Here is a 14,780-nt window from a genome sequence, read left to right on the forward strand (position 1 = left end):
TGCCGCCGTGGCCTACGCTGCGCGGATCTTGCCGAGGAAGTCGCTGACCTCGTGGCCGAGTTGGCGGCTCTGGCTCTCCAGCATCTCGGAGGCGTGCTTCACATGGTCAGCGGCCGCGGCGGCCGCGTCCGCACCGGCTTTGACGCCGGTGATGTTGTCCGAGACGTTCTTGGTGCCCTGCGCCGCGAATTGCGTGCTGCGGGTGATCTCCTGCGTCGCCGCGCCCTGCTCCTGGACGGCGGCGGCAATGGCAGTCGCCACCTCGTTCACTTCGCCGATGATACCGCCGATGGTCTGGATCGCGTTGATGGCGTCGCCCGCGACCTTCTGGATGTCGGCGATCTGTTCGGAGATTTCCTCAGTCGCCTTCGCCGTCTGGCTGGCCAGCGACTTCACCTCGGAGGCGACCACGGCAAAGCCACGGCCGGCCTCGCCGGCGCGTGCGGCCTCGATCGTGGCGTTGAGCGCGAGCAGATTGGTCTGCTGCGCGATGGTGTTGATGAGGCCGACGACCTCGCCAATGCGTCCCGCGGACTTCTGCAGGCCCTGCACGGTGCCGTCGGTCTCGCGCGCCTGTGTGACGGCGCGGCCGGCGATGCCGGCGGCGTGAGCGGCCTGCTGGCTGATGTCGTTGATCGAAGCCGAGAGCTCTTCAGCCGCCGCAGCAACGCTATCGACGCTCGTCGAGGCGTCGTTGGAGGCCTTGCCGGCCACCTGGACGCGGTCGTTGGTCTGGCGCGACACGGCGGAGAGGTCGCCTGAGGTTTTGCGCATCTCGCCGGAAGCCTCGCTCAATTCGCCCAGCGTCTTGCGTACCGCGCCCTCGAACTCGCCGACATAGGCCTCGACGGCGCGCTGGCGTGCGGACGCGCCCGCGTTGCGCTGGCGCTCCTGCTCTTCGATCTTGAGCTTGTCGGAGGCCTGCTGTTTGAAGGTTTCGAGCGCGCCCGCAAGCGCGCCCATCTCGTCCTGGCGATCGAGATAGCCGCTGTCGACGGCGAGATCGCCGCCGGCGACCTTGAGCATGGCGTCGCGGATGGTGTTGAGCGGGTTGATGACGCGGCGGCTGACCAGCATGATTGCGCCGACGGCGAGCCCGATCGCAAGCGCCAGCAGCACGAGCTGAACGCTCAGCGCGCGCTCCGCGGCGCCACGCTGATCCAGCGTATGGACCTTGGCAGCGTCGAGGGCGGCTTCGGCAACTGCAACCGCGCTCGCCATGCGCCCGACCGTGATCGGGCTCCACTGGTTCGCCGTCATCTCGGCCTTGTCGCCCTTGAGCAGGGCATCCGCAAGACGGTCACGCAAAGCCAGATATTGCGGATCGAAATAGGCGGTCTTGGCGGCGGCCATGGCGGAGGAGAGCGCCGGCGGCAATTGCATGCCCGAGGTCGACAATTCGAGCGCCTTCCACATCGCGCTCGTGCCGCCGACATATTGGGTATAGTTGTAGCGCCCCTCCGGCGTGATCTTGCCGGCCGCAAGCCCCATCGAGACGATCAGCGAGGCTTCGCCCGCGGTGTTGCGCAGCAGCCAGGCGTTCTGCTTGATCGAAAGCAATTGGTCGATCTCGGCGTCCTGGTGGTTGACGGTCGCGGCCAGCGTGTTCGATAGCTTGTCAAGCACGTCGAGCAGGCCCTGCGTCGTCTCCAAGTATTCCTTCGGCAGACCCGCGCGGCGCTGATCCTTGGGCTTGGCGACGTCCTCCCAGAACTGCTTCTGCTCCTCGACCAGCAGCTTGTAGAGACGCGACAGCTCCGGCACCAGCGTGCCCGATTGCGGGAAGTCCATGCTCGGCAGCAGCTCGAGTGCGCGTGCCATCGCCGGCATCTGGGCATCACGTAGCGCACGCAGGTATTTCTCGATCTCGGCATCCATCGGCTCGGTCGCGTTCAGAAGCCGCGTGGTGGTGGAGCGATCGGTACGCAGATTGTGCATCGCCTTGAACAGATCAGCGGAGGCGCCGGCGATCTGCGAGATGCGGCTGGCAGTCTTGAGGCGATGCCAGGACTCGTAGGCGGTGAGCGAAAGTGCGATCACCACGCAGATCGATGTGATCGCGATCACCGTCTTCAACAGCGCGGATACGGTCAGGCGATTCAACATCGAAGTCCCCTAAAATCCCATTGCGAAGTTCGACAAAGGCGCCCGGCAAAATCGAGAAAACAGGGGCGTAGAGCATCGGCAATTCAATACCGTTCGCAGCTCACGGCAGCGGACGGTTTCGATATCAAAAACGAAAAGGGTAAAGTTTTAGGCAGCGGGCCTGCTGGTAGAATTACGTATTTACCAGAAGTTGCAATGGGTTGCCGTTATGGAACCGGAGGGCGAGGCAGGCGTTAGGACCTCGTTGGTCATTTGCCTGAAGGGGGCCTTGCGATGCTGGTCGGCGTACTCGTCACATTTCTCGTCGTCATTCTCGTGCTCTATCTCATCAACATGCTGCCGATGGACGGCCGCGCCAAGCAGATCGCGCGCGTAGTGGTCATCATCATCGGCATCGTGTCGCTGCTGAAATATCTCGCTGTGTTCTAGGCGGTCTGTAGCCCCGCATGAGCGCAGCGATATGCGGGGCAGTGCCCCGGACGTCGATTCGCTCATCCGGCTGCGGGTACCTCAAACAAAAAAGCCCCGGCGCGAGCCGGGGCTTCCGAACAACGGCCTCAGCCGGCCGCTTTCGCTTCGCGACGGCGGGCTGTGAGAATGTATTCGGTGTAGCCGTTCGGCTGCTCGCGGCCCTTGAAAATCAGGTCGCAGGCGGCCTTGAAGGCTGTGCCGTCGAAGGCGGGCGCCATCGGCTTGTAGATCGGATCGCCGGCGTTCTGCTTGTCGACGACAACGGCCATGCGCTTGAGCGATTCCATCACCTGCGCCTCGGTGATCACGCCCTGGTGCAGCCAGTTGGCGAGATGCTGGCTGGAGATGCGCAAGGTGGCACGGTCTTCCATCAGGCCGACATCGTGGATGTCAGGCACCTTGGAGCAGCCGACGCCCTGGTCGATCCAGCGCACGACATAGCCGAGAATACCCTGGCAGTTGTTGTCGATCTCCTGCTTGACGTCGTCGGGCGCCCAGTTCGACTTCGACACCGGAATGGTGAGGATGTCTTCGAGCTTTGCGCGCGGCCCGCCCTTGGTCAGCTCCTGCTGGCGCGCGGTCACGTTGACCTGGTGGTAGTGCAGGGCGTGCAGCGTCGCGGCGGTCGGTGAGGGCACCCAGGCCGTGGTGGCGCCGGCTTGCGGATGGCCGAGCTTCTGCTGCAACATGTCCGCCATCTTGTCGGGCGCGGCCCACATGCCCTTGCCGATCTGGGCGTGGCCGGGCAGGCCACAAATCAGCCCCATGTCGACGTTCCAATCCTCATAGGCCTTGATCCAGGCCTGCGCCTTCATCTCGTTCTTGCGGATCATCGGACCCGCTTCCATCGAGGTGTGGATTTCGTCGCCGGTACGGTCGAGGAAGCCGGTGTTGATGAACATGATGCGCTTGGAGGCGCGCTGGATGCAGGCCTTGAGGTTGACGGTGGTGCGCCGCTCCTCGTCCATGATGCCGACCTTGAGCGTGTTCTCCGGCAGCGACAGCATCTTTTCGACGCGGTCGAAGATCTCGCAGGTCAGCGACACCTCTTCCGGGCCGTGCATCTTCGGCTTGACGATATAGGCAGATCCCGTGCGGCTGTTCTTGACCTTGGAATTGCCCTTGAGGTCGTGAATGGCGAGCAACCCCGAGACGGCGGCATCCAACAGGCCTTCCGGGACTTCCTCGCCCTTCTCGTCCAGCACCGCGTCGGTGAACATGTGGTGACCGCAATTGCGCATCAGCAGCAGGCTGCGGCCGTGCAGCTTGACCTCGCCCTTGCCGTCCGGCGTCTTGTAGCTGCGGTCGGCATTCAGCGAACGCGTCAGCGTCTTGCCGCCCTTCTCGAAGTCGGCCGACAGCGTGCCGTTCATCAGGCCGAGCGTGTTGCGATAGACCAGCACCTTGTCTTCGGCATCGACCGCGGCGACCGAGTCTTCCATGTCGAGAATGGTGGAGACCGCGGACTCCATGATCATGTCGGCGACGCCGGCGGGATCGTCCTTGCCGATCGTGCTGCCGCGGTCGATCTTGACCTCGACATGCAGGCCGTTGTTGGCGAGCAGCACGGCGCTCGGGGAAGCCGCATCGCCCTGGAAGCCCGCGAACTGCGCCGCGTTCTTCAGCGCGGTGGCGTTGCCGCTCTTCAGCTTCACCGCGAGCTGGCCAGCGACGACGCTGTAGGCGGTGACGTCGGTGTGGCTGCCGGTGGCGAGCGGCACGGCGGCGTCGAGGAATGCCTTGGCCTTGGCGATCACCTTGTCGCCGCGCGCCTTGTTGTAGCCCTTGCCGCTCTCGGAAGGATCGTGCGCGATCGCGTCGGTGCCGTAGAAGGCGTCATAAAGCGAGCCCCAGCGCGCATTCGCCGCGTTGAGCGCGTAGCGCGCGTTGGTGAGGGGAACGACGAGCTGCGGGCCGCAGATCTTGCCGATCTCCTCATCGACATTGGCGGTCTCGACCTTCTGGGTCGCCGGCTCCGGAACGAGATAGCCGATCTCCTTCAGGAAGGTGGTATAGGCATTGAGGTCGAACGCCTTGCCCTTGTTGGCGCGGTGCCAGTCGTCGATCTTGGCCTGCAGCGTGTCGCGCACCGTCAGCAACGCGCGATTCTTCGGCCCCAGATCCTTGATGATGGCGGCAAGCCCGGCCCAGAAGATATCCGGCGCGATCCCCGTTTTCGGGGTCGCTTCCTTGGCGATGAAATCGAACAGAACGGGAGCGATCTTCAATCCGTGGGCGTCGACGCGTTTCATGATGGGCTTTCTTGTTGGAAATGGCTGTTTTTGGCTGCTTTTGACCCGACAGCAGCAAAATGCGCCCATGAAGGACGGCTTTCAGGGCCTTATTAGCCCCAAAATCGGGGCGGTGAGAAGACCCCTAAAGGTTTGTCAAAATGTCAGGGAGAGTGAGGCGGCCCCACCCACAGTTGTCATTCCCCGCGACCCGGCTACGCCAAGGCTTCGCCGGGGTTGAGGTCCAGGGGCGCCGAAGCTTCAGCGTAGGCGGGGAATCCAGTACGCCGCGGCTTCTCTGAATCCCCACGCGGTCTCTGGAATATGGGTCGCCCGGTCAAGCGGGGCGACGACAGCGGGAGTAGCACAGACTCAAATATTCGCGGCGAGGTCCACGACCTCGTCGAACAGCACACCCGTCGCCTTCAGCATCTGCTCGATCGCGTCGACCGCATCCGCGACCGTCCGTGTCGAGGTGTCGATCACGAGCTCGGCTGCCTGCGGCGGCTCGTAGTCGTTGCCGATGCCGGTGAACGACGCCAGCGCGCCGGCGCGGGCCTTCTTGTAGTGCCCCTTGGGATCGCGATCCTCGCAGACTTCTGCCGGTGTCGCGACGTGGATCTCACGGAACGCTGTGTCGGCGATGCGGCGGGCGGCGGCGCGGTCCTCGCGCGCGGGCGAGACCGCTGCGACGATCGCGATGTGGCCGTTGCGCGCGAGATGCGTCGCGACCTCGGCGAGGCGGCGGATGTTCTCGCTGCGATCGGCCGCAGAGAAGCCGAGATCGCTGTTGAGCCCGGCGCGCAGCGTGTCGCCGTCGAGCAGGATCGGCGAGCCGCCATTGCTGAACAGCCGCCGCTCCAGCGCCTTGGCGAGCGTCGACTTGCCTGAGGCGGGCAGGCCGGTGAGCCAGACCACGGCGCCGTTGTGCTGATAGCGCGCGGAGCGCTCGTCGGGCCGCAGCGCGGATTCCACCGGCACGATGTCGACCGGCACGGCGCGCTGGCCGGCATCGACCGACAGCACAAGGCCGCCGCCGGCGATGCGCCCCGAAACCTCGATCACGAGGCGTCCGGTCCGCGGATTCTCGGTGTAGGGATCGGTGGCAATCGGATTCGACAGCGAGATGTCGATCTCGCCGACATGATTGCGGCCGATCGCCTTGTTCTCGACGCTCGACAATTCGCCTGGGTCGACCGCCTTCTCGATTTCCACCACGGTGGCGCGGCTTTCCTTCGGCCCCGACCGAACCAGCAGCTGGTCGCCCTTGGCCAGCGGCTTGTCGTGCAGCCAGAAGATGCGGGCGCGCAGCCGCCGCGTCTCGCGCGGGGCAGCGCTCACATGCGCGATGATGTCGCCGCGCTCGATGAACAATTCGCGGTCGAGCGTGATGCAGACCGAGCGGCCCGCGCCCTGCCGTCCCGCCACCGGCGTCACCGGCCAGCTTTCGACCGTCTTGATCTTGGCGATCTTGCCGGCCGGCATGATCACGATCTCGTCGCCGGCGATGAGGCTGCCGGATTCGATCCGGCCGGCGACAATGCGGCGGTCGTCGAACTTGTAGATCGCCTGCACCGGCAGCCGCAGCGCCAGCGCTTCCAGCGGCCGCGCCGGCTCGAGGGCGTCGAGCGCCTCGACCACCGTCGGACCTTTGTACCAGCCGATCCGATCAGTACGATCAGCGACTCCGTCGCCGTCGCGCGCCGAGATCGGGATCACCGCCGTGGGCTTCACGCCGAGGCCGTTCAGATGTGCGGAAATCTCGTCGCTGATCTCCTTGAAACGCTCTGCGGAGAAGTCGACGCGGTCCATCTTGTTCACGACGATCGCGACCTGCTTCACGCCGAGCAGATGCAGGAGATAGCCGTGTCGCCGTGTCTGGTCGCGCACGCCTTCGAGCGCGTCGATGATGAGTACAGCGCCGTCGGCCTGCGAGGCGCCGGTGATCATGTTGCGCAGGAATTCGGCGTGGCCGGGCGCGTCGATCAGCACGATGTCACGCGAATTGGTGCGGAAGCGGATCTGCGTGGTGTCGATGGTGATGCCTTGGTCACGCTCGGTCTGCAGCGCGTCGAGCAGGAACGACCATTCGAACGGCATGCCGCGCCGCGCGCTGACGGCCTTGAGCATTTCCAGCTTGCCGTCGGGCAGGCTGCCGGTCTCGTGCAGGAGGCGGCCGACCAGCGTCGATTTGCCATGGTCGACATGGCCGACGATGACGATGCGGACCTGCGGTCGCGTCGTGCCGTTCGGGGTGGCGGGCGAAGCCGGGGTGACGATCATGTTCATGTCGCGCTCGCGTCCTGAGATCAGAGATAGCCGGCGACGCGCAGACGCTCGAAGGCATCCTCGGTCTCATGGTCGAGCGCACGGCCGGCACGTTCCGGCACCTTGGTCTGCTCGAGTTCGATCAGGATCTCGTCGATATTGGACGCGGTCGATGCGACCGGATTGGTGATGTCCTGATCCCCCAGCGAGCGATAGCGCTTGCCGTCCTTGGCGAGATAAAGCGGGATGATCGGGATGTTCTCCCGCTTGGTGTAGGCCCAGATGTCGGCTTCGGTCCAATGCAGGATCGGATGGATACGCAAATGCGCGCCCTGCGGCGGCGAGGCGTTGAAATGGTCCCAGAATTCAGGTGGCTGGTCGCGCACGTCCCAATTGCCTTCGAGGCCGCGCGGCGAGAACACGCGCTCCTTGGCGCGCGTTGCCTCCTCGTCGCGGCGGATGCCGGCGATCAGGCCGTCGAAGCCGTATTTGGCGAGCGCCATCTTGAGGCCTTCGGTCTTGCGCGCAGCGGAGCGGGCAGCCGGCGGCAGCGTCGGATCGACGGCATCGATGGGCGGGCAGGGCTCGACGCGCAAATCGAGTTCCCATTCTTTGCCGTAGTGATCGCGAAAGCGGTACATCTCCGGAAATTTCTTGCCGGTGTCGACATGCAGGGCCGGGAAAGGCACGCGGCCGAAGAACGCCTTCCGCGCCAGCCAGATCATGACGTTGGAGTCCTTGCCAAGCGACCACAGCAGGGCGATCTTCTTCAAACGGGCAAATGCCTCGCGAAAGATGTAGATGCTCTGTGCCTCCAACTGGTCGAGATGGTCCATGCTGGGGGCGGTCTGCGCGACCGGAATTTGCTCGGAAACGGGCGCGGTGAAGCCCAGCCCATCTGCGCCGGAATCGGACCTGAGAAGATGCATCTCTGCTACTTTGCGTCTGGAGGCGAAAATTCTAAATTTGCGGCGCGCAAGAGCAGATAAAATTTTCTCTTTGCGCGCTCGAAACGACACATATATAGAAAATAATTCCAGTCAACCCCGGATGTGGGGGAAGCGAGTATCGCATGCGGTTCTTGCCGGTATTTCTCGATCTCAAGGCCGGTCCGGTGGTCCTCATCGGCGCGGGAGAGCTTTTGCGTGCCAAGCTGCGCGTGCTCTCTGCTGCCGGTGCGCGTCTCCGCGTGCATGCGATCGATGGCAATCAGGACTTGGGTCTGAACTCTGAGGACGCGGCGCGCATCGAGATCGCGACGGGGGATCCGCTTACGGCCGATCTCGCAGGCGTCATCGCTGTGGTCTGCGCCGGCGCAGGCGATGTCGGCGTGGCGATGTCGGCTCGCGCCAAGTCGCTCGGCCTGCCCGTCAACGTCATGGACGATCTCGAACATTCCAGCTTCATCTTTCCGGCGATCGTCGATCGCGGCGATGTCGTGGTCGCGGTCGGCACCGGCGGCACTTCGCCCGTCGTGGCACGGCGCGTGCGTGAGAAGATCGAGGCACTGCTGCCCGCCCGTATCGGTGAGCTCGCCGAGTTCATCGGCGGCTTCCGTAAATCCGTCAACGAGCGCATCGCCGAGTTCCCGTTGCGCCGCCGGTTCTGGGAGCGCGTTATCGACGGTCCGATCGGCGCTTACGTGCTCGCCGGTCGCAGGAGCGAGGCGGAAGCGGCTCTTAAGCAGATTCCCGATCCGTCCGAATTCGCGCGCGCCGACCAGCCGGAAGGCTCGGTCGCGCTGGTCGGAGCAGGTCCCGGCGATCCCGACCTTCTCACCATCAAGGCGCTGCGCGCGCTTCAAGACGCCGACATCGTCTTTCACGATGAGCTGGTCTCGCCTGAGATTCTCGACCGCATCCGCCGCGACACCACGCGCGTTGCGGTTGGCCGCCGTGTCGGCAAGCCCGGCATCGGCCAGGACGCCATCAACCAGCGCATGATCGAGGCCGCGCAAGCCGGTCAGCGCGTCGTGCGTCTGAAGGGCGGCGATTCCTTCGTGTTCGGTCGTGGCGGTGAAGAGGTCGAAGCCCTCCGCGCGGCCGGTGTTGCCTATTCGATCATTCCCGGCATCACCGCCGGCCTTGGCGGCGCAGCCGATTTCGAGGTGCCGCTCACCTACCGCCAAGAGGCAACCCGCATCACCTTCCTGACCGCGCACAAGGCGCGCGATGCGGAAGCGGTCGACTGGTCGACCCTGACCGACGCCAAAATGACCGTCGTGGTCTATATGGGCATGACTGCCGCGCCCGCAGTGCGCGCAGGCCTGTTCGCTGCAGGCCGTTCGCCGGAGACGCCGGTCGGCGTGTTCGCGCGCGTGACGCGTCCCGATGCGCAAGGCGCGATCGGCACGCTGCGCGACCTTCCCGAGCTTGTGCGGCGAGTCAGCGGCGGTCCCGCCATTCTCATCATCGGCGAGGTGGTCCGGCATGCCGGCTCGCTTCGCCGTCAAACCCCCAAGCAAATCGTCTCTGACCTCCTGGATGCTGCCGAATGACCTCCCCCCTGCAACAGAAACTGAAGATCGCGGGTCCCTCCGTCGTGACCGCCAACCGCACCTGGGACGGCGTCGTCGTCTATCGCACCGCGGCCAAGGGCTGGTCGGTGGAACTGACCGATGCCGCGATCGTGCGAAACTCCGATGAGGCGAAAGCGTTGCTCGCCGAGGCCGTGGCCGATGACGTCGGCGCGATCGGTCCCTATATCGCGCCGGTGCAGGTCGACGACGCCGGCAAGATCCTGCCGGGCAATCTGCGCGAACAGATCCGCCGCGACGGCGTAACAATCGACCTGCCGGTCTGATCGCAGGTCGAGCTGTAAGGCACTTCAATCATGTATGCTTACGACGAAATCGATCGCACGCTGGTCAACGAGCGCGTCTTGGAATTCCGCGACCAGGTGCAGCGCCGCCTCTCGGGCGAGCTCACCGAGGACGAATTCAAGATGCTGCGCCTGCAGAACGGCGTCTATCTGCAGCTGCACGCCTATATGTTCCGCGTCGCGATCCCCTATGGCACGCTGGCGTCCAACCAGTTGCGGGCGCTCGCCCATGTCGCGCGCAAATACGACCGCGGCTACGGCCATTTCACCACGCGCCAGAACATCCAGTTCAACTGGATCAAGCTGTCGGATCTGCCGGACGCACTGGCCGATCTCGCCGAGGTCGGCATCCACGCGATGCAGACCTCCGGCAACAACATGCGCAACGTCACCTCGGACCAGTGGGCCGGCGTCGCGCCAGGCGAGATCGAGGATCCGCGCATCTGGTCGGAGCTGATCCGCCAGCACACCACGCTGCACCCGGAATTTTCGTTCCTGCCGCGCAAGTTCAAGATCGCGATCACCGCGTCGGACCACGACCGCGCCGCGATCAAGGTCCACGATATCGGCCTGAAGCTGATCAAGAACGAGAAGGGCGAAACCGGCTTCGAGGTTCTGGTCGGCGGCGGTCTCGGCCGCACGCCGTTCATCGGCAAAACCATCAAGCACTTCGTCCACGGTCGCGACCTCCTGAGCTATATCGAGGCCATCCTTCGCGTCTACAACCAGTACGGACGCCGCGACAACATCTACAAGGCGCGCATCAAGATCCTGGTGCACGAGCTCGGCATCGAGAAATTCTCGCGCGAGGTCGAGGAGGAGTGGCAGCATATCCGCAACTCCTCGCTCCAGATCGACGACGAGGTGATCGAGGACATCCGCTCGCGCTTCATCTATCCCGCGTATGAAAAGCTGCCGCACATGCCGGACGAGCTGCGGCAGGCCGCGGCCGATCCCGATTTCGAGGCATGGCGCAAGAACTCGGTGGCCCCACACAAGGTGCAGGGCTATTCGATCGTCACGATCTCGCTGAAGCCGATCGGCGCGCCTCCGGGCGATGCCACTGCCGAGCAGATGGATGCGCTGGCCGATCTCGCCGACAAATATTCCTTCGGCGAAATTCGCGTCGGTCACGAGCAGAACCTGGCGCTGCCGCACGTCGCCAAGCGCGACCTGCCGGCGCTGTGGAAGGCGCTCGACAAGCTTGGGCTGGCGACGCCGAACGTCAACCTGATCACCGACATCATCGCCTGCCCGGGCCTCGATTATTGCTCGCTGGCGAATGCGCGCTCGATCCCGATCGCGCAGGAGCTGACCCGGCGGTTCGCCAACCACGAGCTGGCCAATCTGATCGGCCGGCTGCACATCAACATCTCCGGCTGCATCAACGCCTGCGGCCATCACCATGTCGGCCATATCGGCATTCTCGGCGTCGAGAAGAACGGCGAGGAGGTCTACCAGATCACCATCGGCGGCCGCGCCGATGAGAACGCAGCGCTTGGGAACCTGATCGGGCCGGGCGTCAAGTTCGACGAGGTCGCCGACGTCGTCGAGGACATCGTGGAAGCCTATCTCGCGCTGCGCGAGCGGCCCGACGAGCTGTTCATGGACACCGTGAAACGTCTCGGCGTCGAACCCTTCAAGGAGCGCGTCTATGCCACTCGTTAACGGCGGAAAGATCGCCGACGACGGCTTCGTCAAGCTGGCCGTCGACACGCCGCTGCCCGAGGGCGGCGACATCCTGGTGCCGGCCGAGCGCTTTATCGGCGAGGCCGACGCGCTGCTCAAACGCGCCGGCAAGGTCGGCGTGATCTGGCCGAACAACCGCGACATCAGCGAACTCGTGCCCTATCTTGGCAAGCTCGCCGTGGTCGCGCTGGTGTTCCCGACCTTCCGCGACGGTCGCGCCTACAGCCAGGCCCGCCTGCTGCGCGAGCGTTACACTTACCGCGGCGAACTGCGTGCCACCGGCCAGGTGCTGCGCGACCAGTTCGTGTTCATGTTGCGCGCGGGCTTCGACTCGTTCGAGGTGAAGAAGCAGGCCGACGCGGAAGCTTTCATGCAGACCGCGAAGCGTTATTCGGTGTTCTACCAGCCCACCGGCGACGGCCGCATCACGGCCTTGCACCGGCGCATGCAGTTGCGTCATTCCGAAGGTGTCGGCACGTGAACGCGATCGCGCCTCAGGTTTCGTCAGTGTCCGTTTCCGCGCTGCCCTCCGTGGCGGAGCTTGATCGCGCGTTGCGCGATGCTTCGCCCGAGGAGATCATCGCCGGGGCGCTGAAGGCCGTCGGGCGCGAGAAACTGGCGCTGGTGTCGTCCTTCGGCACGGAATCGGCGACGCTGCTAAAGGTCATGGCGGACGTCGACCCCACGATCCCCGTGATCTTCCTCGATACAGGCTGGCTGTTCGAGGAGACGCTGGTCTATCGCGACACGTTGATCGCGACGCTTGGCCTGAAGGACGTCCGCTCGATCAAACCTGCAGAGGAGACTCTGGCGCGCGAGGACGCGGACCGCGAGCTCTGGTTCTCCGATCCCGATGCCTGCTGCCGCATTCGTAAAGTCGAGCCGCTGGCGCGGGCACTGAAGCCGTTCTCGGGCTGGATCAACGGCCGCAAGCGCTTCCAGGGCAATGCGCGCGCCGACATTCCCGTGGTCGAAGACGATGGCGTGCGGTTGAAGTTCAACCCCTTCGCCAACGTCTCGCGCGAGGAACTCGAAGCCATCTTCGTCCGCGCCAAATTGCCGCGTCATCCACTGGTCGCCTCCGGTTTCCTGTCGGTTGGGTGTATGCCTTGCACGAGCAGAACCGCCGAAGGCGAGGATGAGCGCGCCGGTCGCTGGCGCGGCCGGGCCAAGACAGAATGCGGCATCCATACGATGAAGACTTCGTAGCACAGCCACGCTGCCACGCTGCGAACAAGAAAATCCGGTTTCGTTGACTCAAACGTGTTTCGCCGCGAGTTTCGCCTTCCTTCGCTGACACCGACGTCAGTGAAGCGAATGGAGATGGACATGACGCGCCGTATCGTTCCGCTCGCTGCAGGGCTCTTCTGGGCAAGCGCGGCTCTCGCCGCTGACATCAACCTGCTCAACGTGTCGTACGATCCGACGCGCGAGCTCTATGCCGAATTCAACAAGGCATTCGCGAATGCCTATCAGAAGGAGACCGGCAAAAGCGTTGAGGTCAAGCAGTCGCATGGCGGCAGCGGGTCGCAGGCGCGCAGCGTGATCGACGGCTTGCAGGCCGACGTGGTGACGCTCGCGCTCGCCTACGACATCGACGCGATCGCCGCCAAAGGCCTCACGGCGGCGGATTGGCAGAAGCGGTTGCCGCAGAATTCCTCGCCCTACACGTCCACCATCGTGTTCCTGGTGCGCAAGGGCAATCCCAAGGGCATCAAGGACTGGGACGATCTGGTCAAGCCGGGCGTCGCCGTGATCACGCCCAACCCGAAGACGTCGGGTGGCGCGCGCTGGAACTATCTGGCGGCCTGGGGCTTCGCGCAGAAGAAGTATGGCTCGGCCGACAAGGCCAAGGAATTCATCGGGAAGCTCTACCAGCAGGTGCCGGTGCTCGACACCGGCGCGCGCGGCGCGACCGTGACGTTCGTCGAGCGCGGCGTCGGCGACGTGCTGCTGGCCTGGGAGAACGAGGCGTTCCTCGCGCTGAAGGAATTCGGCGCGAACAAGTTCGAGATCGTGGCGCCGTCTCAATCGATCCTCGCCGAACCGCCGGTCGCCATCGTCGACAAGGTTGCCGACAGGAAGGGTAGCCGCAACGCGGCCGACGCGTATCTGCAATACTGGTACACAAGGGAAGGGCAGGAGATCGCCGCGCGCAACTTCTACCGCCCGCGTGATGCCGAAATCGCCAAGAAGTACGAGAATTCCTTCGCCAAGGTCGAGCTGTTCACGATCGACGATGTCTTCGGCGGCTGGACCAAGGCGCAGAAGGAACATTTTGGCGACGGCGGCGTGTTCGATCAGATTTACAAGAACTGATCCGGCGCTGTCTTGGAGATGTTGACAGGGGGCCTGGTGAGCGCAATCGCAGCACGACGCCGGACATTGCCGGGCTTTGGTCTCACGATGGGACTGACGCTGACCTGGCTGTCCGTCATCATCCTGATTCCGCTCGCCGGGCTGTTCCTGAAATCGCTCGAGCTCAGTCCCGAGCAGTTCTGGAACATCCTCTCCAGCCGCCGCACCCTGAATGCGTTGCGCGTGTCCTTCGGTCTCGCCTTCGCCGCGGCCTGCGTCAATCTCGTCATGGGCAGCATCATCGTCTGGGCGCTGGTGCGCTACCGCTTTCCCGGCCGCCGGCTGTTCGACGCCATCGTCGACGTGCCCTTCGCATTGCCGACGGCGGTCGCGGGCGTCGCGCTGACCGCGCTGTTCGCCGAGAAGGGCTGGCTGGGAGCGCCGCTCGCGGCGCTCGGCATCAAGGTGGCGTTCACGCCGGTCGGCATCTTCGTCGCCATGATCTTCATCGGCATTCCCTTCGTGGTGCGCACGGTGCAGCCGGTGCTGCAGGACCTCGACCCCGAGATCGAGGAAGCCGCGGGCAGCCTCGGCGCCAGCCGCTGGCAGACCATCATCCGCGTGATCCTGCCCTCGCTCGCGCCGGCCCTGCTCACCGGGCTCGCGCTCGCCTTCGCGCGCGCGGTCGGCGAATACGGTTCGGTGATCTTCATCGCCGGCAATCTGCCCAATGTCTCCGAGATCGCGCCGCTCTTGATCGTAATCCGCCTGTCCGAATTCCGCTACGCCGACGCGACCGCCATCGCGGTCGTCATGCTCGTCGTCTCCTTCGTCATCATCTTTGCCGTCAACCGGCTCCAGCGCTGGGCGCAGAGCCGGATTCCGGTGCGCTGAGGG

12 protein-coding genes are annotated in these 14,780 nt (G+C 64.6%); 8 read left to right on the top strand and 4 right to left on the bottom strand.

Going from position 1 to position 14,780, the window contains the following annotated elements; genetic code table 11:
- Positions 1–12: 12 nt before the first annotated feature.
- Entirely contained in the window at positions 13–2,106 is a 2,094-nt protein-coding gene (locus tag C7G42_RS05760) for a methyl-accepting chemotaxis protein (protein WP_106948049.1), read from the bottom strand.
- 273 nt (positions 2,107–2,379) lie between these two features.
- On the opposite strand from C7G42_RS05760, the gene C7G42_RS05765 reads away from it, so the two are divergent.
- Entirely contained in the window at positions 2,380–2,535 is a 156-nt protein-coding gene (locus C7G42_RS05765; protein ID WP_007599832.1) for a Thivi_2564 family membrane protein, read from the top strand.
- Positions 2,536–2,663: 128 nt separating this feature from the next.
- Here the strand turns inward: C7G42_RS05765 and C7G42_RS05770 are convergent, their stop codons facing one another.
- From C7G42_RS05770 to cysD, 3 genes are all read right to left on the bottom strand, one after another.
- Positions 2,664–4,829, bottom strand: a complete 2,166-nt coding sequence (locus C7G42_RS05770) for a malate synthase G (protein WP_106948050.1) — start codon at positions 4,827–4,829, stop codon at positions 2,664–2,666.
- A gap of 351 nt (positions 4,830–5,180) precedes the next feature.
- On the bottom strand, positions 5,181–7,097 hold the full coding sequence (gene cysC, locus C7G42_RS05775; protein WP_106948051.1) for an adenylyl-sulfate kinase: 1,917 nt from the start codon (positions 7,095–7,097) through the stop codon (positions 5,181–5,183).
- 20 nt (positions 7,098–7,117) lie between these two features.
- Positions 7,118–7,912, bottom strand: coding sequence for a sulfate adenylyltransferase subunit CysD (cysD, locus tag C7G42_RS05780; RefSeq protein WP_094977078.1), 795 nt, complete (start codon positions 7,910–7,912; stop codon positions 7,118–7,120).
- Positions 7,913–8,148: 236 nt separating this feature from the next.
- On the opposite strand from cysD, the gene cysG reads away from it, so the two are divergent.
- The 7 genes from cysG to cysT all read left to right on the top strand — a co-directional run bounded on the left by cysG (position 8,149) and on the right by cysT (position 14,777).
- Positions 8,149–9,573: a siroheme synthase CysG gene (gene cysG / locus C7G42_RS05785; protein ID WP_106948052.1), complete on the top strand. Its 1,425-nt coding sequence runs from the start codon at positions 8,149–8,151 to the stop codon at positions 9,571–9,573.
- Positions 9,570–9,878, top strand: coding sequence for a DUF2849 domain-containing protein (locus tag C7G42_RS05790; RefSeq protein ID WP_106948053.1), 309 nt, complete (start codon positions 9,570–9,572; stop codon positions 9,876–9,878). Before cysG ends, C7G42_RS05790 begins: the two co-directional genes overlap by 4 nt.
- Before the next feature lie 30 nt (positions 9,879–9,908).
- Entirely contained in the window at positions 9,909–11,564 is a 1,656-nt protein-coding gene (locus tag C7G42_RS05795) for a nitrite/sulfite reductase (RefSeq protein ID WP_106948054.1), read from the top strand.
- On the top strand, positions 11,551–12,066 hold the full coding sequence (locus C7G42_RS05800; protein ID WP_106948055.1) for a DUF934 domain-containing protein: 516 nt from the start codon (positions 11,551–11,553) through the stop codon (positions 12,064–12,066). Before C7G42_RS05795 ends, C7G42_RS05800 begins: the two co-directional genes overlap by 14 nt.
- A complete protein-coding gene (locus tag C7G42_RS05805; protein ID WP_106948056.1) occupies positions 12,063–12,794 on the top strand; it encodes a phosphoadenylyl-sulfate reductase in 732 nt (243 codons plus the stop codon). Before C7G42_RS05800 ends, C7G42_RS05805 begins: the two co-directional genes overlap by 4 nt.
- A 108-nt stretch (positions 12,795–12,902) precedes the next feature.
- Positions 12,903–13,904: a sulfate ABC transporter substrate-binding protein gene (locus tag C7G42_RS05810; RefSeq protein WP_106948057.1), complete on the top strand. Its 1,002-nt coding sequence runs from the start codon at positions 12,903–12,905 to the stop codon at positions 13,902–13,904.
- 36 nt (positions 13,905–13,940) lie between these two features.
- Positions 13,941–14,777 (top strand): sulfate ABC transporter permease subunit CysT, encoded by an 837-nt coding sequence (gene cysT, locus C7G42_RS05815; protein WP_199580666.1) that lies wholly within the window; start codon positions 13,941–13,943, stop codon positions 14,775–14,777.
- Positions 14,778–14,780 lie beyond the last annotated feature (3 nt).

It is taken from the genome of Bradyrhizobium sp. MOS003 (assembly GCF_003020125.1).
Classification (GTDB): domain Bacteria; phylum Pseudomonadota; class Alphaproteobacteria; order Rhizobiales; family Xanthobacteraceae; genus Bradyrhizobium.